17 protein-coding genes are annotated in these 19,650 nt (G+C 60.9%); 8 read left to right on the top strand and 9 right to left on the bottom strand.

Annotated elements, in window-relative coordinates:
* Positions 1-225: 225 nt before the first annotated feature.
* Entirely contained in the window at positions 226-1,575 is a 1,350-nt protein-coding gene (gene glpT / locus LVD08_RS01695; RefSeq protein ID WP_027610481.1) for a glycerol-3-phosphate transporter, read from the top strand.
* Here glpT and LVD08_RS01690 read toward each other — a convergent pair.
* The gene (locus tag LVD08_RS01690; RefSeq protein ID WP_047596692.1) at positions 1,551-2,219 is read right to left on the bottom strand and encodes a gamma-glutamylcyclotransferase; all 669 of its coding nucleotides are present in this window, start codon (positions 2,217-2,219) and stop codon (positions 1,551-1,553) included. The genes glpT and LVD08_RS01690 overlap by 25 nt on opposite strands.
* A 354-nt stretch (positions 2,220-2,573) precedes the next feature.
* Between LVD08_RS01690 and LVD08_RS01685 the strand changes: the two genes are divergently transcribed.
* The gene (locus tag LVD08_RS01685; protein WP_274621094.1) at positions 2,574-3,047 is read left to right on the top strand and encodes a sn-glycerol-3-phosphate transporter; all 474 of its coding nucleotides are present in this window, start codon (positions 2,574-2,576) and stop codon (positions 3,045-3,047) included.
* 49 nt (positions 3,048-3,096) lie between these two features.
* Here the strand turns inward: LVD08_RS01685 and LVD08_RS01680 are convergent, their stop codons facing one another.
* The 6 genes from LVD08_RS01680 to LVD08_RS01655 all read right to left on the bottom strand — a co-directional run bounded on the left by LVD08_RS01680 (position 3,097) and on the right by LVD08_RS01655 (position 10,461).
* Positions 3,097-4,065, bottom strand: coding sequence for a CDP-6-deoxy-delta-3,4-glucoseen reductase (locus LVD08_RS01680; protein WP_225136734.1), 969 nt, complete (start codon positions 4,063-4,065; stop codon positions 3,097-3,099).
* A complete protein-coding gene (gene ubiD / locus LVD08_RS01675) occupies positions 4,065-5,531 on the bottom strand; it encodes a 4-hydroxy-3-polyprenylbenzoate decarboxylase (RefSeq protein WP_003229330.1) in 1,467 nt (488 codons plus the stop codon). Before ubiD ends, LVD08_RS01680 begins: the two co-directional genes overlap by 1 nt.
* Before the next feature lie 69 nt (positions 5,532-5,600).
* Positions 5,601-7,601, bottom strand: a complete 2,001-nt coding sequence (locus LVD08_RS01670; protein ID WP_247267236.1) for an acyltransferase family protein — start codon at positions 7,599-7,601, stop codon at positions 5,601-5,603.
* Positions 7,602-7,796: 195 nt separating this feature from the next.
* Positions 7,797-9,056, bottom strand: coding sequence for a transcription termination factor Rho (gene rho, locus LVD08_RS01665; protein WP_003229334.1), 1,260 nt, complete (start codon positions 9,054-9,056; stop codon positions 7,797-7,799).
* Between the two features lie 247 nt (positions 9,057-9,303).
* On the bottom strand, positions 9,304-9,633 hold the full coding sequence (gene trxA, locus LVD08_RS01660) for a thioredoxin TrxA (protein WP_003177349.1): 330 nt from the start codon (positions 9,631-9,633) through the stop codon (positions 9,304-9,306).
* Positions 9,634-9,753: 120 nt separating this feature from the next.
* Positions 9,754-10,461 (bottom strand): FadR/GntR family transcriptional regulator, encoded by a 708-nt coding sequence (locus LVD08_RS01655; RefSeq protein ID WP_247267235.1) that lies wholly within the window; start codon positions 10,459-10,461, stop codon positions 9,754-9,756.
* Positions 10,462-10,717: 256 nt separating this feature from the next.
* Between LVD08_RS01655 and LVD08_RS01650 the strand changes: the two genes are divergently transcribed.
* The 5 genes from LVD08_RS01650 (at position 10,718) to ppx (ending at position 15,303) form a co-directional block, all read left to right on the top strand.
* Complete coding sequence (locus tag LVD08_RS01650) at positions 10,718-11,503, top strand: transporter substrate-binding domain-containing protein (protein ID WP_134784931.1); 786 nt, start codon at positions 10,718-10,720, stop codon at positions 11,501-11,503.
* 22 nt (positions 11,504-11,525) lie between these two features.
* On the top strand, positions 11,526-12,194 hold the full coding sequence (locus LVD08_RS01645) for an amino acid ABC transporter permease (protein WP_027610474.1): 669 nt from the start codon (positions 11,526-11,528) through the stop codon (positions 12,192-12,194).
* Complete coding sequence (locus tag LVD08_RS01640) at positions 12,191-12,841, top strand: amino acid ABC transporter permease (RefSeq protein ID WP_247267234.1); 651 nt, start codon at positions 12,191-12,193, stop codon at positions 12,839-12,841. Before LVD08_RS01645 ends, LVD08_RS01640 begins: the two co-directional genes overlap by 4 nt.
* Complete coding sequence (locus LVD08_RS01635) at positions 12,828-13,565, top strand: amino acid ABC transporter ATP-binding protein (protein WP_095137640.1); 738 nt, start codon at positions 12,828-12,830, stop codon at positions 13,563-13,565. Before LVD08_RS01640 ends, LVD08_RS01635 begins: the two co-directional genes overlap by 14 nt.
* Before the next feature lie 235 nt (positions 13,566-13,800).
* Complete coding sequence (gene ppx / locus LVD08_RS01630; RefSeq protein WP_027610472.1) at positions 13,801-15,303, top strand: exopolyphosphatase; 1,503 nt, start codon at positions 13,801-13,803, stop codon at positions 15,301-15,303.
* Positions 15,304-15,473: 170 nt separating this feature from the next.
* Here ppx and ppk1 read toward each other — a convergent pair whose 3' ends face one another.
* Positions 15,474-17,699 carry a polyphosphate kinase 1 gene (gene ppk1, locus LVD08_RS01625; protein ID WP_041072035.1) on the bottom strand — a complete coding sequence of 742 codons (2,226 nt, stop codon included), beginning with the start codon at positions 17,697-17,699 and terminating at the stop codon, positions 15,474-15,476.
* 18 nt (positions 17,700-17,717) lie between these two features.
* Complete coding sequence (gene hemB / locus LVD08_RS01620) at positions 17,718-18,731, bottom strand: porphobilinogen synthase (RefSeq protein ID WP_007968446.1); 1,014 nt, start codon at positions 18,729-18,731, stop codon at positions 17,718-17,720.
* Positions 18,732-18,938: 207 nt separating this feature from the next.
* On the opposite strand from hemB, the gene LVD08_RS01615 reads away from it, so the two are divergent.
* Positions 18,939-19,589 (top strand): DedA family protein, encoded by a 651-nt coding sequence (locus tag LVD08_RS01615; RefSeq protein ID WP_096796120.1) that lies wholly within the window; start codon positions 18,939-18,941, stop codon positions 19,587-19,589.
* Positions 19,590-19,650 lie beyond the last annotated feature (61 nt).

Raw genomic sequence — 19,650 nt, 5'->3', positions numbered from 1 at the left:
TGCTTATCTCGGCTGATCAATCGGCTGAACGGGCCGCGAGTCTAAGTCACTCCATGTAGATAAGTGGTGAAAACGCCCTGTTCTTACAGCTGAGCGACAGGTTCGTAAAAGAACGCGCGAATTCCAACATTTCCCCTGTTTTGCCAATGCGAACCGGTGCTATTTTCGGTAACGAAACTGTAACATTCGCATCCGCAGTCAAAACAAGAAATCTGGAGCTCTTGAATGTTTGCTTTCTTTCGTCCTGCCGCACATCAGGCTCCATTGCCTGAAGAAAAAATAGACAGTACTTACCGACGCCTGCGCTGGCAGATCTTCGCCGGTATCTTCTTTGGCTACGCGGGTTACTACCTGCTGCGCAAAAACTTCTCGCTGGCCATGCCGTACCTGATCGACGAAGGCTACAGCCGTGGCGATCTGGGGCTGGCGATGTCGGCCATCGCCATTGCCTACGGTCTGTCGAAGTTCCTGATGGGCCTGGTGTCCGACCGTTCCAACCCGCGTTACTTCCTGCCGTTCGGCCTGCTGGTGTCGGCCGGGGTGATGTTCATTTTCGGTTTTGCGCCGTGGGCGACGTCCAGCGTGACCATGATGTTCATCCTGCTGTTCATCAACGGCTGGGCCCAGGGCATGGGCTGGCCGCCGAGCGGACGCACCATGGTGCACTGGTGGTCGCAGAAGGAACGTGGCGGCGTGGTTTCGGTGTGGAACGTGGCGCATAACGTCGGTGGCGGTCTGATCGGCCCGCTGTTCCTGATCGGCATGGGCCTGTTCAATGACTGGCACGCAGCCTTCTACGTTCCGGCAGCGGTGGCGCTGGGCGTGGCGGTGTTTGCCTTCATCACCATGCGCGACACCCCGCAATCGGTCGGCCTGCCGCCGATCGAGAAGTACAAGAACGATTACCCGGAAGGCTACGACGCCAGCCACGAAGACGAATTCAGCGCCAAGGAAATTTTCGTCAAATACGTGCTGCGCAACAAAATGCTCTGGTACATCGCCATGGCCAACGTGTTCGTTTACCTGCTGCGCTACGGCGTACTGGATTGGGCGCCGACCTACCTGAAAGAAGCCAAAGGTTTCACCGTGGATAAAACCTCGTGGGCCTATTTCTTCTACGAGTGGGCGGGCATTCCGGGCACGCTGCTGTGCGGCTGGATGTCGGACAAGATCTTCCGTGGCAATCGTGGCCTGACCGGCATGGTGTTCATGGCGCTGGTGACCGTGGCGACGCTGGTGTACTGGCTGAACCCGGCCGGCAACCCGACGGTGGACATGATCGCGCTGTTCTCGATCGGCTTCCTGATCTATGGCCCGGTGATGCTGATCGGCCTGCAGGCGCTGGAACTGGCACCGAAGAAAGCCGCCGGCACGGCTGCGGGCTTCACCGGTCTGTTCGGTTACCTGGGTGGTTCGGTCGCGGCGAGTGCGGCGATGGGCTACACCGTTGACCACTTCGGCTGGAACGGTGGTTTTGTCCTGCTGGTGGGCGCTTGCCTGCTGTCGATGGCCTTCCTGGCCCCGACCCTATGGCACAAGCAAGTCGCCAGTCAGAGCCGCGAAGCCGTCGCCTGATCGGCTTTTGACTGACAGCGCTTGAGCCGCGCCTCCAGATTTCGATCCGGCATGGCGTGGCTGCGCAGGGCGTGGGCGGTCTGCTCGACATAATCGCGAGTGGTGCCGTAACGCCCGCAAGCGCTTTCGAACACCTGGCTCAGCACGTGATCCGGCAAGTTGCCGGCATAGCTGGGCAGGTGTCGCTCCAGAACAAACCCCAATGCCTGCACCTGACTGCCATCTTCGAGCCGGCAGTTCAGCCAGTGCGGGCGATAGGACGGGAACGGCATCTCGCGTTTCCACAGCGCGTACAGCGCAGCGTCGAGGTTCTCTTCCGGCAGCCGATAGGCGAAGCCGCTGCATGAACCGCCGCGATCCAGACCAAATACCAGCCCGGGCATTTCCGGCGTCCCCCGATGCTCGTGCGACCACAAATACAGGCCGCGGTGGTAGCCATGGACGCGCCCGCGCACCCGCTCCACCGCCGTACATTCCGGGCGCCAGATCAGCGACCCGTAGGCGAACAGCCACACCGGGCCGCCCTTGTGGCGCGCCATGGTCGATTGCATCGAGACGAGAAGTTGTTCGTGGGTCAGCTGCGGCCCCAGATCGAGCCGCGGAGGGTAAGCCAGATTCACAAAAGCAGATTCAATGGCTGTCATGACGGAAGTGTTCGGCCCCGCAAGTATTACAAGATGTAAGCACAATTCGCTGGATAGAACATATAGCAGCAACTGTAAAACGAAAAGTGCTAAAGGATGTATGGCCTGCCCGATGGCGCTAACTGGGGTTTATCAGCCCCGGCTATGCGGCTTTATATAGCCTAATACCATTGCAGAAATATCTTAAATACCCGAATGAAATATGCATAAGCCTTCGCTTGTTCAGGTTTCGTTCATGAAGGCGCGGGAAACTTCCTACTAAAATGTCGGACTTTCTTTCTTCTCCGTCGCTGAACGCCTACGTATAACGGCCTTCCTCTGGCGCAAGCCATCCCGTTTAACTGAGGCTGCACTATGAAAATCCCAAGACTTCTGGCCGCGTTGCTGATGGCTCAGGCCGGCCATGCATTGGCCGAGGACAATGCGCAAGGCAAAGGCTTCTGGTATGCCCAGACCAGTGTCTATACCCGACATTACTCGCCCGACCCCGAACACAATAATCATCAGGACTTGATCGGCATCGAACGCAATCAGGGTTCCGGCTGGGTATTTGGCGGGGCAACTTTCCGTAACTCGTTCCGCCAGCGCTCGAACTACGCCTATGTCGGCAAGCGCTATGACAGCAGCGAATATCCGCTGTATCTGAAAGTCACCGGTGGGCTATTGCAGGGTTATCACGGTGATTACAAGGCCAAGATTCCTTTGAACCGCTACGGCGTTGCGCCGGTGATCATTCCGTCCGTCGGGACTCACTACGGCCCATTGGCCGCCGAGCTGGTATTTCTCGGCGCCAATGCGGCGATGGTGACTAGCGGCGTGCGTTTCTAGAAGCGCGGCTCAGGCGCGGGACGCAAGAGCTCGGCTCAATTCGCGCTGCTCAAGAGCGCGGCGCATACGCAAATACATCGGCGCGCATCTGGTGCGCATCCATCCCGGCTTCCACCAGCGCATCCAGCGTGCCGTAGACCATCGCCGGCGAGCCGCTGGCGTAGACGTGCAGGGACTTCAGATCGGCGAAGTCTTCACACACGGCCTGGTGCAACATCCCGCAGCGCCCTTCCCAACCGCACTGGTCGCTGACGACTTTGTGCAGGAACAGATTGGGCAGCTTCAACCATTCGTCCCAATGTTCAATCTCGTAGAAATCTTCCGGACGGCGTACACCCCAATACAGATGCACCGGGTGTTTGAAGCCGTTGGCACGGCAGTGTTCGATCAGGCTGTGGATCTGGCCCATGCCGGTACCGGCGGCGATCAACACCAGCGGCCCGTCGGGCAACTCGGCGAGGTGAGTGTCGCCGAACGGCAATTCGACGCGCACCAGCGGGTTGCGCTGCAGTTGCTCGATCAGACTCAGGGCACTGGCTTCGCGGGCCAGTACGTGGATTTCCAGATCGCGCCCGCCGTGCGGTGCCGAGGCCATGGAGAACGCCGACTTCTCGCCGTTTTCACGCTCGATCATCAGGTACTGCCCGGCGTGATAACGCGGCGGCTTGCCGGCCGGCGCACGCAGACGCACGCGCCAGGTGTCGCCACCGACATCCCGGCATTCGATGACCTGACACGACAGGCTGCGCACCGGCAGTTCTCCCAGCGCGAGCACGCCATCCCACAGCAGGACGCAGTCTTCCAGCGGCTCGGCTATGCAAGTGTAGAACTCGCCGTGGTCGTGCACCTTGCCGGCCTGCTCGACCCGGCCTTCCACCAACAGCGCCGCACACACGTGGCAATTGCCATTGCGACAGCTTTGCGGACATTCATAGCCCAGGCGCCGCGCACCATCGAGAATCCGCTCGCCGGGCCGTATCTCAAGCACCGCTCCGGAGGGCTGCAGGGTTACACGCATCAATCTATTCCTAACTGATTCCAGATGGCATCGATCCGCTGGGTGACGGCGTCGTCCTTGACGATTACGCGGCCCCACTCGCGAGTGGTTTCGCCCGGCCACTTGTGGGTGGCATCCAGGCCCATTTTCGAGCCCAGGCCGGACACCGGCGAGGCGAAGTCGAGGTAGTCGATCGGCGTGTTGTCGATCATCACTGTGTCGCGCTTGGGGTCCATGCGCGTGGTGATGGCCCAGATCACGTCGTTCCAGTCCCGGGCGTTGATATCGTCGTCAGTGACGATAACGAACTTGGTGTACATGAACTGTCGCAAAAACGACCAGACACCGAGCATCACGCGCTTGGCATGCCCCGGATACGACTTCTTCATCGTCACCACGGCCATGCGGTACGAGCAGCCTTCGGGCGGCAGATAGAAATCGGTGATCTCCGGGAACTGCTTCTGCAGGATCGGCACGAACACTTCGTTCAGCGCCACACCAAGGATCGCCGGCTCATCCGGTGGACGGCCGGTGTAGGTGCTGTGATAGATCGGCTTGATCCGATGGGTGATGCGTTCGACGGTGAACACCGGGAAGCTGTCGACTTCGTTGTAGTAACCGGTGTGGTCGCCGTACGGGCCTTCGTCGGCCATTTCGCCCGGATGAATCACGCCTTCGAGGATGATCTCGGCAGTGGCCGGCACTTGCAGGTCGTTGCCACGGCACTTGACCAGCTCGGTGCGGTTACCGCGCAACAGGCCGGCGAAAGCGTATTCGGAGAGACTGTCCGGCACCGGCGTCACGGCGCCGAGGATGGTCGCAGGGTCGGCGCCCAGCGCCACGGAGACCGGGAATGGCTGGCCCGGATGCTTCTCGCACCACTCACGGAAGTCCAGCGCACCGCCACGGTGGCTGAGCCAGCGCATGATCACCTTGTTGCGGCCGATCACTTGCTGACGGTAGATACCGAGGTTCTGGCGGTCCTTGTTCGGGCCTTTGGTGACAGTCAGGCCCCAGGTGATCAGCGGGCCGACGTCGCCGGGCCAGCAGGTCTGCACCGGCAGCATCGCCAGGTCGACGTCGTCGCCTTCGATGACCACTTCCTGGCACACCGCGTCTTTGACGACTTTGGGCGCCATCGAGATGATCTTGCGGAAGATCGGCAGTTTCGACCACGCGTCCTTCAAGCCCTTCGGTGGCTCCGGCTCCTTGAGGAAAGCCAGCAGCTTGCCGATCTCGCGCAGTTCGCTGACCGACTCGGCGCCCATGCCCATGGCCACCCGCTCCGGGGTGCCAAACAGGTTGCCGAGCACCGGGATGTCGTAGCCGGTCGGCTTCTCGAACAGCAGCGCCGGGCCCTTGGCCCGCAGTGTGCGGTCGCACACCTCGGTCATCTCCAGCACCGGCGAGACGGGAATCTGGATGCGTTTCAACTCTCCGCGCTGCTCAAGCTGCTGCACGAAATCCCGAAGATCCTTGAATTTCATTGACGATGGCACCCTCAAAATAGGCGTACATCCTACCTGCTATGCAGCCCTGTGGCAGCCTGTCGCTGCTTACTTGGCTGCATTCGTCTGCGCTTTGCCAAGGTTTTCCCGGCCTTGCAGGCCGATAAACAGCGGCTCGAGGATCGGCGCCACAAACCGCGCACCGACTTCGGACAGGTGATTGTCATCGGTGTACAGCGAATACCCACCGAGTTCGGCGTGGCACAGGCCGTTTTCATCACACAGTCGCGGCGCCGGATCGACCACGCGCACCGCCGGATCATTCTGCGCCAACTGCGCGAACAACTGACTGATGAACACCTGACGTTTGTGGTGCGCCTCGACGGCCAGTCCGACGTCATCCACCGGACGATCGAGCATCGCCAGTCGCGTCAGCCGATACGGCGGGCTGAATGCCTGCAACGGCGCCTCTTTCACCAGCCATACGCGATGCCCGGCTGCCCGCAATTGTGCGACGCGAGTGCGCAGGCCTTCGGCAAAACGCTGCTCGGCCTCGACGCGATCGTAACGACCGTCTGGCGTTCTCAAGACATGCCCGAGATCACCCTTGGCATCGCCGTACAGGTACAGGCTCCAGCGGGCGACCAGCACCACATCGCTGATCGCCTGGGTTTTCAGCCCCTGCTCGACCCGCTTGTTGAAGCGTGCACAAACACCGTCATGCTCCAGCCCATCGACCGGAATGCACCCTGGAGAACTGGCCAGAATCACGCTGACACCGTGAGCTTTGGCACCGTCATCGAACACCGGGATCAGCGCCGTGGCATGGCTGTCGCCCCAGACCAGCGCGCGGGTCGGCAGATCCGCCACGCCGTAATGGCAGAACAGCTTGTCGTCAGGGGTCTTGTCGTCCGCCAGACATGCCATCAGCTCCGGCCGCCACTCGCGGCCCTTGGCATATTGCAGCGCCTGCTCGGACAAGCGCCATGGCAGGCCATCGGTCCAGCGCAGCGATTGCCCGGCCAGACCGAGCACCAGGATCCCGCAGAAACCGGCCAGCAGAATCTGCCGACGACCGGCGAGCAGGCGCCGTTCACGGAACGGCGTTTCGACGAACTTCCATGACAGATAACCCAGCACCAGGGTCAGCAGAATCAACCCGGCCGTGTCGAGCGCGCCCGGCTCATCGACACTGGCGTAGCTGGAAAACACGAATACCGGCCAGTGCCACAAATACCAGGAATAGGAGATCAGCCCGAGGCCGACCATCACCCGACTGCTCAACAATTGACCAACCAGCGTTTCGCGATGACCGTTGGCCAGAATCAGCAGCACCACGCCCAGCACCGGCAGCAACGCGGTGACACCCGGGAACGGCGTCGACTTGTCATAGGCAAACACCGCCAGCAGGATCAACCCCATGCCGAGCAGGCTCAAGGCCTGGGCGGCCAGCGGTTTCAAGCGCCAGGCGTGTTTCGGCGCAATCGCCAGCATCGCCCCGGCGAGCAATTCCCAGGCGCGCATCGGCAGCAGGAAGAAGGCTTTCTCCGGATGATGCTGGATCGCCCACACACTCAGCCCGAACGACACCAGCAGCACGCCGAACAGCGCCAGCCGCCAGTGTTTCAGGCGGCTCGAGAGCAACGTCAGCAGCAGCGGGAAGAAAATGTAAAACTGCTCCTCCACCGCCAGTGACCACGTGTGCAACAGCGGTTTCAGGTCAGAGGCAACGTCGAAGTAGCCGTCCTGACGCATGAACAGGAGGTTCGAGACGAACGTCACCTGATAGCGCACCGAGCGCCCCAGCTCTTCATAGTCCTTGGGCGCCAGCAGGAACCAGCCCACCGCCAGCACCGCAATGATCATCGCGAACAGCGCCGGCAGAATCCGCCGCGCACGCCGCGCCCAGAACTCGACGAAGCTGAAACGGCCAGCCTGACGCTGATTCCAGATGATCGAGGTGATGAGGTAGCCGGAAATCACGAAGAACACGTCCACGCCGACAAAACCGCCGGTAAACCCCGGGACGCCAAAATGGAACAGCACCACGGCGATCACCGCGACTGCTCGCAGGCCGTCGATATCCCTTCGATAAGCGAGTGTGCTCATAAAATCTTTAATGCCAATCAGGTGGTTGTTTTTTGTACAGCTCGAGCCTTATTCACAGAGGCTCCGAGCGCTGTTTGTGGGTTGCCCGATCACAGACCTTACCAGATCAGGAACCTCCCATTGCCGGGGTAAATTTCATGCAAAAAAAAGGCGCCCCCCAAAGGGGCGCCCTTTTTATCGGTTCAACCGGCGATGTTACTTGCGCTTCATCGACAGGAAGAACTCGTCGTTGGTCTTGGTCGTTTTCAGCTTGTCGACCAGGAACTCGATGGCAGCCACTTCGTCCATCGGGTGCAGCAGCTTGCGCAGGATCCACATGCGCTGCAGTTCGTCGTCGGCGGTCAGCAACTCTTCGCGGCGGGTGCCGGAACGGTTGATGTTGATGGCCGGGAACACACGCTTCTCGGCGATCTTGCGATCCAGAGGCAGTTCCATGTTGCCGGTACCCTTGAACTCTTCGTAGATCACTTCGTCCATCTTCGAGCCGGTTTCAACCAGCGCGGTGGCGATAATGGTCAGCGAGCCGCCTTCTTCGATGTTGCGCGCAGCACCGAAGAAACGCTTCGGTTTCTCCAGGGCGTGAGCATCGACACCACCGGTCAGCACCTTGCCGGAGCTCGGGATCACGGTGTTGTAGGCACGGGCCAGACGGGTGATGGAGTCGAGCAGGATCACCACGTCCTTCTTGTGTTCGACCAGGCGCTTGGCCTTCTCGATCACCATTTCGGCAACCTGCACGTGACGGGTCGGCGGTTCGTCGAAGGTTGAGGCAACCACTTCGCCGCGCACGGTGCGCTGCATTTCGGTTACTTCTTCCGGACGTTCGTCGATCAACAGCACGATCAGGTGAACTTCAGGGTTGTTACGGGCGATGTTCGCCGCGATGTTCTGCAGCATGATCGTCTTGCCGGCTTTCGGCGGTGCAACGATCAGACCACGCTGGCCTTTGCCGATCGGGGCGCACAGGTCGATCACACGACCGGTCAAGTCTTCGGTGGAACCGTTGCCGGCTTCCATCTTCATGCGCACGGTCGGGAACAGCGGGGTCAGGTTCTCGAAGAGAATCTTGTTCTTCGCGTTCTCCGGACGATCGAAGTTGATCGTGTCGACCTTGAGCAGAGCGAAGTAACGCTCGCCTTCCTTCGGAGGGCGGATCTTGCCAACGATGGTGTCACCGGTGCGCAAGTTGAAACGACGGATCTGGCTCGGCGAGACGTAGATATCGTCCGGGCCGGCGAGGTAGGAAGCGTCAGCGGAGCGCAGGAAGCCGAAGCCGTCCTGGAGAATCTCCAGCACGCCATCACCGGAGATTTCCTCGCCGCTTTTCGCGTGCTTTTTCAGCAGGGAGAAAATCACGTCCTGCTTGCGCGAACGGGCCATATTTTCTATGCCCATCTGTTCGGCCAATTCGAGCAGTTCGGTAATCGGCTTTTGCTTGAGTTCAGTCAGATTCATATAGGAATGACGTAATCATTTATGGAGGGGGGAAATTAAGCTTTTGGCTTAATGAGGCCGCGCCGCGGAGAAGGCGACAGGATCGCGAACTTGTTCGAAAAGGAGTGCGTCGGCGACGGCTAGCAGGGGGCAGTGGAGAAACCAGTGCGGGGCCGAATGTACCACCTGAGTTTCGGAGCGTCTAGCCCTGAATACGCAAAAAGCCCCGCATATTGCGAGGCTTTTTTTCGGCGATTTACTGCGACGCTTAGATGTTGGCGTCGAGGAAAGCAGCCAGTTGCGACTTCGACAGGGCGCCGACCTTGGTCGCTTCAACGTTGCCGTTCTTGAACAGCATCAGCGTCGGGATACCACGCACGCCGTGCTTGGCCGGGGTTTCCTGGTTTTCGTCAATGTTCAGTTTGGCGATGGTCAGCTTGCCTTTGTAAGTCTCGGCAATCTCGTCCAGAACCGGAGCGATCATTTTGCAAGGGCCGCACCATTCAGCCCAGTAGTCGACCAGTACAGCGCCTTCGGCCTTGAGTACGTCGGCTTCGAAGCTGGCGTCGCTAACGTGTTTGATCAGATCGCTGCTCATGGAATTCTCCAGGTTGTAAGCAAAAAAACGTGGCCCATCATAGCCGCCCTTCCCTTGTTCAGGAAGCCGCAGTTGATTGAGTCTTGCTATGGCACTCGATGAGTTTGGGTATAGCCCAAGTCACGCCGTGGCGGGGGCAATGAAGGAAATTCCGGTGCGCAGGGCCGCATTGCGCACGTGCTCCTGCATGGCCTTCTGGGCCGCAGCGGATGCCCGGCGCGCCAGCGCACGAAGGATCTTGCGGTGCTCCTGCCAGGTTTCCATCGCCCGCTCGGCGCGGATGAACGGTAGCTTCTGGCTCTCCAAAAAGATCTCGGCGCTCGCAGTGAGGATGCTCAGCATCGCCTGATTGCCGCTGGCCAGCAGAATGCGCCGGTGGAATTCGAAGTCGAGTTTCGCCGCAGCCTCGAAGTCCCCAGCCTTCAATTGCTCGCGCATCGCCGCAACGTTGTCCTCCAGCGCATCCAGATCGAACGTGCTCAAGGTCACCGCCGCCAGCCCGGCGGCAAAACCCTCCAGCGCATAGCGCAACTGAAAGATGTCGAGCGGCGAGGCCTGCGCTGCGAACGGCCAGCCCGGCGCATTGTCACCCTGCGCAATCTCCACCGGTGTCTGCACGAACACGCCTTTGCCCGGCTGGATGCTGACCACGCCGAGCGCGCTGAGCGACGACAGTGCCTCACGCAACGACGCCCGGCTGACTCCCAGTTGCACCGCCAGATCCCGTTGCGACGGCAACGCATCGCCCGCACCAAAACCCTGCTCGGTGATCAGTTTGCGTATGGCTTGCAGCGCCACTTCGGGTACGGCGCGGGAGATCGAGTTCATGGTTTTTCAGACGAGCCAGGCCAAGGTGCGGCTAGTTGTAAAGCTATTCGCCGGATCCGGCAAGTCGTGCCCCAGCGGGGTTCGGCGCCCGCTGCCGGTGCGCCATCGGGGTGCGAAAAACAACCTGACTGTTCAGACCAGTAAGACCGAACAAACCCGGCAAACCCGCGGCCTGCCGGGGATAAATCCGGGTATTGGCACGGCCCGTGCTCTGTCCGATCGCAGAAATCACTTCCCGTCGATCCGGAGATTTGCCATGACCCTGCGTTACCGAGCCCTCCTCGCCGCTCTGTTTTCCAGCTTGATGCTGAGCCAGATCCCCGCCCACGCCGATGGCCTGGAAGACGTGGTCAAACGCGGCACACTGAAAGTTGCCGTGCCTCAGGACTTCCCGCCATTCGGCTCGGTCGGCCCGGACATGAAACCCCGTGGCCTGGATATCGACACGGCGAAGCTGCTGGCTGATCAACTTAAGGTCAAACTCGAACTGACCCCGGTCAACAGCACCAACCGCATCCCGTTCCTCACCACCGGCAAGGTCGACCTGGTGATCTCCAGCCTCGGCAAGAACCCGGAGCGCGAGAAAGTCATCGACTTCTCCCACGCCTACGCGCCTTTCTACCTCGCGGTATTCGGCCCGCCTGAGGCAGCGATCAGCGGCCTTGACGACCTTAAAGGCAAGACCATCAGCGTCACCCGTGGTGCCATCGAAGACATCGAGCTGACCAAGGTCGCCCCCGAAGGCGTGACCATCAAGCGCTTCGAGGACAATAACTCGACCATCGCCGCCTACCTCGCCGGCCAGGTCGATCTGATCGCCAGCGGCAACGTGGTGATGGTGGCGATCAGCGAGAAGAACCCGAAACGCGTGCCGGCGCTGAAAGTGAAGCTCAAGGATTCGCCGGTCTACGTCGGCGTGAACAAGAACGAGCCCGCGCTGCTGGGCAAGGTCAACGAGATCCTCGCCACCGCCAAGGCTGACGGCGCGCTGGAGAAAAACTCGCAGACCTGGCTCAAAGAGCCGCTGCCGGCCGATCTCTGATCGGTCGCGCGGGAGACAATCGATGGCTTATCAGTTCGATTTCATGCCGGTGGTGCAAAACACCGACCTGTTGCTGCGCGGCGCGCTGTTCACCCTGGAGCTGACGGCGATTGGCGCGCTGTTCGGGGTCGGCGTGGGCATCGTCGGCGCGCTGGTACGGGCGTGGAACATCCGCCCGTTCTCGGCACTCTTCGGCGTCTACGTCGAGTTGATCCGCAACACGCCATTTCTGGTGCAACTGTTCTTCATCTTCTTCGGCCTGCCATCCCTCGGGGTGCAGATTTCCGAGTGGCAGGCGGCGGTGCTGGCGATGGTGATCAACCTCGGCGCGTATTCGACCGAGATCATCCGCGCCGGCATCCAGGCGATTCCGCGCGGACAACTGGAAGCCGCTGCCGCACTGGCGATGAGCCGTTTCGAAGCGTTCCGCCATGTGGTCCTGCTGCCGGCGCTGGGCAAGGTCTGGCCGGCCCTGAGCAGCCAGATCATCATCGTCATGCTCGGTTCGGCGGTGTGTTCGCAGATCGCCACCGAGGAGCTGAGCTTCGCCGCCAACTTCATTCAGTCGCGCAACTTCCGCGCCTTTGAAACCTATGCGCTGACCACGCTGATCTACCTGTGCATGGCGCTGCTGATCCGCCAGTTGCTGAACTGGATCGGCCGCCGCTATATCGCGAGGAGCAGCCAATGAGCGACTTCACCTTCTGGGACATCCTGCGCAACCTGCTCACCGGCCTGCAATGGACGCTGGCATTGTCGCTGGTGGCGTTCATTGGCGGCGGGATCGTCGGGCTGCTGATTCTGATCATGCGCATCTCGAAAAACCCGTTGCCGAGCAATATCGCCCGCACCTGGATCGAGTTGTTCCAGGGCACACCGCTGCTGATGCAGCTGTTTCTGGTGTTCTTCGGCGTGGCGCTGGCCGGGATCGAGATCTCGCCGTGGATGGCGGCAGCCATTGCCCTGACATTGTTCACCAGCGCCTATCTGGCGGAGATCTGGCGCGGTTGCGTCGAAGCGATCCCCAATGGCCAGTGGGACGCCTCGTCGAGTCTGGCGCTGAATCCACTGGAGCAGTTGCGCTACGTGATCCTGCCGCAGGCGCTGCGCATCGCCGTGGCACCGACCGTGGGCTTCTCGGTGCAGGTGGTCAAGGGCACTGCGGTGACCTCGATCATCGGTTTCACCGAGCTGACCAAGACCGGCGGCATGCTCGCCAACGCCACCTTCGAACCGTTCATGGTCTACGGCCTCGTTGCCCTCGGCTACTTCCTGCTCTGCTACCCCTTGTCGCTCAGTGCGCGCTACCTGGAAAGGAGACTGCATGCCTCTGCTTAGAATTTCCGCCCTGCATAAATACTACGGCGATCACCACGTACTCAAAGGCATCGACCTGAGCGTCGAGGAAGGCCAGGTGGTGGCGATCATCGGCCGCAGCGGCTCGGGCAAATCGACCCTGCTGCGCACCCTCAACGGCCTGGAGTCAATCAACGACGGAGTGATCGAAGTCGACGGCGAATACCTCGACGCCGCCCGCGCCGACCTGCGCAGCCTGCGGCAGAAAGTCGGCATGGTGTTCCAGCAGTTCAACCTGTTCCCGCACCTGACCGTCGGCGAGAACGTGATGCTCGCGCCGCAAGTGGTGCAGAAAGTACCGAAGGCCAAGGCGGCCGAACTGGCGCGCAAGATGCTCGAACGCGTCGGGCTGGGGGAGAAGTTCGACGCCTTCCCGGATCGGTTGTCCGGCGGACAGCAACAGCGCGTGGCGATTGCCCGGGCGCTGGCGATGTCGCCGAAAGTGTTGCTGTGCGACGAGATCACCTCGGCGCTGGACCCGGAGCTGGTCAATGAAGTGCTCGCCGTGGTCAGGCAACTGGCCAAGGAAGGCATGACGCTGATCATGGTCACCCACGAAATGCGCTTTGCCCGGGAAGTCGGCGACAAACTGGTGTTCATGCACCATGGCAAGGTGCATGAGGTGGGGGATCCGAAGGTGTTGTTTGCCAATCCGCAGACGGCGGAGCTGGCGAATTTCATTGGTACCGTGGAAGCGACAGCCTGATAACGCTTCAGCACCTGAGCGGACGCCTTCGCGGGCAAGCCCGCTCCCACAGGGTTCTGCGGCGGAACACGATTGTGTGTTCGACACAAAAACCTGTGGGAGCGGGCTTGCTCGCGAATGGCCGCGCCGCGGTCTCAAGCTTTTATGCGCAGGATCAACGGTTTGAACCATGCGCGTTGGCGTCAGCGTTTGATCGTGGCACGATGGCGGGGTTATCGACCGAGACCCCCTGACCATGCCGCAATCCAAAGCCAAGAATCTGTCCCTGATCGCCGCAATCGACCTGGGCTCCAACAGCTTCCACATGGTCGTGGCCAAGGCCCAGAACGGTGAAATCCGCATCCTGGAGCGCCTCGGAGAGAAAGTGCAGCTCGCCGCCGGTATCGACGATGAGCGCCATCTCAACGAAGAATCGATGCAGCGCGGCCTCGACTGCCTCAAGCGCTTTGCCCAACTGATCAACGGCATGCCACTGGGCGCCGTGCGGATCGTCGGCACCAACGCCCTGCGCGAAGCGCGCAATCGCCTGGAATTCATCCACCGCGCCGAAGAAATCCTCGGTCACCCGGTGGAAGTCATCTCCGGCCGTGAAGAAGCGCGGCTGATTTATCTGGGCGTTTCGCACACCCTCGCCGACACCCCGGGCAAGCGTCTGGTGGCCGACATCGGCGGCGGCAGTACTGAATTCATCATCGGGCAGCGTTTTGAACCACTGCTGCGCGAAAGCCTGCAAATGGGCTGCGTCAGCTTCACTCAGCGTTATTTCAAGGACGGCAAGATCACCCCGGCCCGTTACGCCCAGGCGTACACCGCGGCGCGACTGGAGATCATGAGCATCGAACACGCCCTGCACCGCCTGACCTGGGATGAAGCCATCGGCTCCTCGGGCACCATCCGCGCCATCGGCCTGGCGCTGAAGGCCGGCGGGCATGGCACCGGCGAAGTGAATGCCGAAGGCCTGGCCTGGCTCAAGCGTCGTCTGTTCAAACTGGGTGACGTCGACAAGATCGACTTCGAAGGCATCAAGCCTGACCGTCGGGCAATCTTCCCGGCTGGCCTGGCGATTCTCGAAGCGATCTTCGACGCCCTCGAACTGCAACGCATGGATCATTGCGAAGGCGCGCTGCGTGAAGGCGTGCTCTACGATCTGCTCGGGCGCCATCACCACGAAGACGTGCGCGAACGCACCCTGACTTCGCTGATGGAGCGCTATCACGTCGATCTGGAACAAGCCGCGCGAGTTGAACGCAAGGCACTGCACGCCTTCGATCAGGTCGCCGCGGACTGGGAGCTGGATGACGGCATCTGGCGTGAACTGCTGGGCTGGGCGGCGAAAGTCCACGAAGTCGGCCTCGACATCGCGCACTACCACTACCACAAGCACGGCGCCTACCTGATCGAACACTCTGACCTCGCCGGTTTCTCTCGCGAAGACCAGCAAATGCTCGCTCTGCTGGTGCGCGGCCACCGCCGCAACATCCCCAAGGACAAGTTCGCCGAGTTCGGTGACGACGGCGACAAGCTGATCCGTCTGTGCGTGCTGCTGCGCTTCGCGATCCTGTTCCACCACATCCGCGGCACCCAGGCGATGCCACAAGTGACGCTGCATGCCAAAGGCAACACCCTCGACGTGGAATTTCCGGAGAACTGGTTGGATGAAAACCAACTGACTCAGGCCGACTTTGGCCTCGAAGCCGACTGGCTGACGCGGGTGGGCATCGTGCTAACAGTCCACTGATAACCTTGTGGCGAGGGAGCTTGCTCCCGCTGGGGCGCGAAGCGGCCCTTCCTTTGAAAGCATAGGCCTGCTGCGCAGTCCAGCGGGAGCAAGCTCCCTCGCCACAGGTGGGTGAACGACAGGCACAAAAAAGGCGATCCGCAAGGATCGCCTTTTTATTGGGCTGAAGGTCAGCTGCTCACCGGCAGAATCGGGCTGCCCAGGCGTTCCAGCAAGGTCGCCTGCGCGCTGCGCGGGTTCTGGTTGCCGGTTGGCGTGTTGCGGATGTAACGGCCATCCGACTGCAGGCTCCAGCTGTGGGTGTTGTCAGTCAGGTACAGCTCCAGCTCTTTCTTCACGCGAGTCAGCAGCTTCTTGCCTTCTACCGGGAAGCAAGTCTCGACGCGCTTGTCGAGGTTGCGCTCCATCCAGTCGGCGCTGGAGAGGAACATCTGCTCCTCGCCGCCGTTGAGGAAGTAGAACACTCGGGTGTGTTCAAGGAAGCGACCGATGATCGAGCGCACATGGATGTTGTGCGAAACCCCGGCGATGCCCGGACGCAGGCAGCACATGCCACGCACCACCAGATCAATGCGCACGCCGGACTGGCTGGCCTTGTACAGCGCACGAATGATCTTCGGATCGGTCAGCGAGTTGAACTTGGCGATGATGTGCGCCGGTTTGCCTTCGACGGCGAACTGGGTTTCCCGGGCAATCATGTCGAGCATGCCCTTCTTCAGAGTGAACGGCGCATGCAGCAGCTTCTTCATGCGCAGGGTTTTACCCATGCCGATCAACTGACTGAACAGTTTGCCGACGTCTTCGCACAAGGCGTCGTCGGAAGTCAGCAGGCTGTAGTCGGTGTACAAACGGGCGTTGCCGGCGTGGTAGTTACCGGTGCCGAGGTGCGCGTAACGCACGATCTCGCCGGCCTCGCGACGCAGGATCAGCATCATCTTGGCGTGGGTCTTGAAGCCGACCACGCCGTAGATCACCACCGCACCGGCCGCTTGCAGACGGCTGGCCAGTTGCAGGTTGGACTCTTCGTCGAAGCGGGCGCGCAGTTCGATGACCGCGGTCACTTCCTTGCCGTTACGCGCGGCGTCCACCAGCGCATCGACAATTTCCGAGTTGGCGCCGGAGCGGTACAGGGTCTGGCGTACGGCCAATACATGCGGGTCTTTCGCCGCTTGGCGCAGCAGGTCGACCACCGGGGTAAACGACTCGAACGGGTGCAGCAGCAGGATGTCCTGCTTGCTCACCACGCTGAAAATGTTCTCGCTGTTCTGCAGCAGTTTCGGGATCTGCGGGGTGAACGGCGTGTATTGCAGCTCCGGGTGGCTGTCCAGACCGGTGATGCTGAACAGACGGGTCAGGTTGACCGGGCCGTTGACCTGATACAGCTCGGTCTCGCTCAGGTTGAACTGCTTGAGCAGATAGTCCGAGAGGTGTTTCGGGCAGGTGTCGGCGACTTCCAGGCGCACCGCATCACCGTAGCGCCGCGAGAACAGCTCGCCACGCAGGGCGCGCGCAAGGTCTTCGACATCTTCGGAGTCGAGCGCCAGGTCGGCGTTTCGGGTCAGGCGGAACTGGTAGCAACCCTTCACCTTCATGCCCTGGAACAGGTCATCGGCGTGGGCGTGGATCATCGACGACAGGAACACATAGTTGTCGCCCGGGCCGCCGACTTCTTCCGGAACCTTGATGATCCGTGGCAGCAGGCGCGGTGCCGGGATGATCGCCAGACCGGAATCGCGACCGAAGGCGTCGATGCCTTCCAGCTCGACGATGAAGTTCAGGCTCTTGTTCACCAGCAACGGGAACGGGTGCGTCGGGTCGAGGCCGATCGGGGTGATGATCGGCGCGATCTCGTCGCGGAAGTAGCGGCGCACCCAGGTCTTGATCTTGGTCGTCCAGTGACGGCGACGGATGAAGCGCACCTGATGCTTTTCCAGCTCCGGCAGCAGGATGTCGTTGAGGATCGCGTACTGGCGGTCAACGTGACCGTGCACCAGCTCGCTGATCCGCGCCAGTGCCTGGTGCGGTTGCAGACCGTCGGCACCGGCCTGTTCGCGAGCGAAGGTGATCTGCTTTTTCAGGCCGGCGACGCGGATTTCAAAGAATTCGTCGAGGTTGCTGGAGAAGATCAGCAGGAACTTCAGCCGCTCCAGCAACGGATAGGACTCGTCCAGCGCCTGTTCCAGCACGCGGATGTTGAACTGCAGTTGCGAGAGCTCGCGATGGATATACAGGCTGCTGTCATCCAGGCCCGGGATCGCAATCACTGGCGCCGCCGCGACGGCTTCGGTAACCGGTGCGGGTGGCGCAGGCTCGAGTTCCGGCGGGGTTTCGGTGATTTGCTCCACCACCGGTTGAGCTTCTTTTACTGCAACTTCAGTGAGTCCTTCGGTATTCATCGAATGTTCCTGGGAGGGCTATTTCTGCTCTCGTAACAATTGAGCGGCGCGGACAGCAAAGTAAGTCAGGATGCCATCAGCGCCGGCACGTTTAAAGGCGGTCAGTGATTCAAGAATTACCGCCTCGCTCAACCAGCCATTCTGGATCGCCGCCATGTGCATGGCGTATTCGCCGCTAACCTGATAGACGAAGGTCGGCACTTTGAAGGCATCTTTTACCCGGAAAAGAATGTCCAGGTACGGCATGCCGGGTTTGACCATGACCATGTCCGCGCCTTCAGACAAGTCCGCGCCGACTTCGTGCAGCGCTTCGTCGCTGTTGGCCGGGTCCATCTGATAGGAGGCCTTGTTGGCCTTGCCCAGATTCGCCGCCGACCCCACGGCATCGCGGAACGGCCCGTAATAGGCGCTGGCGTACTTGGCCGAGTAGGCCATGATCCGCACGTTGACGTGACCGGCCAGCTCCAGCGCCTCGCGGATCGCCTGAATCCGACCGTCCATCATGTCCGACGGCGCCACGACCTGAGCGCCGGCTTCGGCGTGGGACAGTGCCTGCTTGACCAGTGCGTCGACGGTGATGTCGTTCTGCACGTAGCCTTCTTCATCGAGAATGCCGTCCTGACCGTGGGTGGTGAACGGATCAAGGGCGACGTCAGTGATCACGCCCAATTCCGGGAAACGCTCACGCAACGCGCGAGTAGCACGTTGGGCAATACCCTCGGGGTTCCAGGCTTCGGCAGCATCAAGGGATTTCAGTTCGACAGGCGTGACCGGGAACAGCGCCAGCGCCGGGATCCCCAGTTCGACCCATTGCGCCGCTTCTTCAAGCAGCAGGTCGATGGTCAGGCGTTCGACACCGGGCATCGAGGCCACGGCCTCGCGACGGTTTTCACCCTCAAGCACGAACACCGGCAGAATCAGGTCATCGACCGTCAGCACGTTTTCCCGCACCAGCCGACGCGAAAAATCATCACGACGATTGCGACGCAGGCGAGTGGCGGGAAACAGACGATTGGCAGGGGTAAAGCTCACGGCGGACTCCTGAGCCCGCGCAAACGGGCGAGCGTGACAGTTATAGACGGCCATTATGACCAACAGATTACAGTTGTGCGTACCCCGTGACATGTAGCCGCATTCCATTGTTAGCGTAGGAATTGTTCACGTCGAGACACATTTGGACACTTTCATGAATGTGTCCGAAGGGTTAGGCTGCGCGTTCATTTCGCCAGCACCCAGACAATGCTCCAACAATTTCTGCATGACTTTGGCTACTTTGCCTTGTTCCTCGGCACGTTCTTCGAAGGCGAAACCATCCTGGTGCTCGCAGGCTTCCTCGCGTTCCGTGGATACATGGACATCAACCTGGTGGTGGTCGTGGCGTTCTTCGGCAGCTATGCCGGCGATCAGCTGTGGTACTTCCTGGGGCGCAAGCACGGGCGCAAATTGCTCGCGCGCAAACCGCGCTGGCAGATGATGGGCGACCGCGCGCTGGAACACATTCGCAAGCATCCGGACATCTGGGTTCTGAGCTTCCGCTTCGTTTACGGCCTGCGCACGGTGATGCCGGTGGCGATCGGCCTGTCGGGTTATCCGCCGGGACGTTATCTGTTGCTCAACGGTATCGGCGCAGCGATCTGGGCCACCGCCCTGGCAGCCGCCGCCTACCACTTCGGCGCGGTGCTCGAAGGCATGCTCGGCAGCATCAAGAAGTACGAGCTGTGGGTGCTTGGCGCGCTGCTGATTCTTGGCGTTGGTCTGTGGCTGCGTCGCCGCTTCAAGAATGCGCGACTGGCAAAACAGGTTTACGCCGACGAGCAAGCCGCAAAAGCGGCACTGCTGAATCAAGCCGAAGTGGCCAAACCTGCCGATCCGAAGACGCCAGCCGAATAACGCGCTGGCGCCTGGCGTACAGCCCTGCGCAAAGCCCGGGCTGGCCGGCTCTTTTAGTCAT

This window comes from Pseudomonas sp. YL2 (genome assembly GCF_023063025.1).
GTDB classification, from domain to species: Bacteria; Pseudomonadota; Gammaproteobacteria; order Pseudomonadales; family Pseudomonadaceae; genus Aquipseudomonas; species Aquipseudomonas putida_A.
Note: the sequence above shows the minus strand (reverse complement) of the source record. Positions and strands in the feature narration are given on the sequence as shown.

Excerpts from the sequence above, each read along its gene's own strand:
- LVD08_RS01655 (WP_247267235.1), bottom strand. The coding sequence starts at position 10,461 with ATGAACTCGATCTCCCGCGCCGTACCCGAAGTGGCGCTGCAAGCCATA.
- ubiD (WP_003229330.1), bottom strand. The coding sequence starts at position 5,531 with ATGAAATTCAAGGATCTTCGGGATTTCGTGCAGCAGCTTGAGCAGCGC.
- LVD08_RS01615 (WP_096796120.1), top strand. The coding sequence starts at position 18,939 with ATGCTCCAACAATTTCTGCATGACTTTGGCTACTTTGCCTTGTTCCTC.
- LVD08_RS01650 (WP_134784931.1), top strand. The coding sequence starts at position 10,718 with ATGACCCTGCGTTACCGAGCCCTCCTCGCCGCTCTGTTTTCCAGCTTG.
- LVD08_RS01690 (WP_047596692.1), bottom strand. The coding sequence starts at position 2,219 with ATGACAGCCATTGAATCTGCTTTTGTGAATCTGGCTTACCCTCCGCGG.
- ppx (WP_027610472.1), top strand. The coding sequence starts at position 13,801 with ATGCCGCAATCCAAAGCCAAGAATCTGTCCCTGATCGCCGCAATCGAC.
- LVD08_RS01680 (WP_225136734.1), bottom strand. The coding sequence starts at position 4,065 with ATGCGTGTAACCCTGCAGCCCTCCGGAGCGGTGCTTGAGATACGGCCC.
- trxA (WP_003177349.1), bottom strand. The coding sequence starts at position 9,633 with ATGAGCAGCGATCTGATCAAACACGTTAGCGACGCCAGCTTCGAAGCC.
- LVD08_RS01685 (WP_274621094.1), top strand. The coding sequence starts at position 2,574 with ATGAAAATCCCAAGACTTCTGGCCGCGTTGCTGATGGCTCAGGCCGGC.
- glpT (WP_027610481.1), top strand. The coding sequence starts at position 226 with ATGTTTGCTTTCTTTCGTCCTGCCGCACATCAGGCTCCATTGCCTGAA.
- rho (WP_003229334.1), bottom strand. The coding sequence starts at position 9,056 with ATGAATCTGACTGAACTCAAGCAAAAGCCGATTACCGAACTGCTCGAA.
- LVD08_RS01640 (WP_247267234.1), top strand. The coding sequence starts at position 12,191 with ATGAGCGACTTCACCTTCTGGGACATCCTGCGCAACCTGCTCACCGGC.
- ppk1 (WP_041072035.1), bottom strand. The coding sequence starts at position 17,699 with ATGAATACCGAAGGACTCACTGAAGTTGCAGTAAAAGAAGCTCAACCG.
- LVD08_RS01645 (WP_027610474.1), top strand. The coding sequence starts at position 11,526 with ATGGCTTATCAGTTCGATTTCATGCCGGTGGTGCAAAACACCGACCTG.
- LVD08_RS01635 (WP_095137640.1), top strand. The coding sequence starts at position 12,828 with ATGCCTCTGCTTAGAATTTCCGCCCTGCATAAATACTACGGCGATCAC.
- LVD08_RS01670 (WP_247267236.1), bottom strand. The coding sequence starts at position 7,601 with ATGAGCACACTCGCTTATCGAAGGGATATCGACGGCCTGCGAGCAGTC.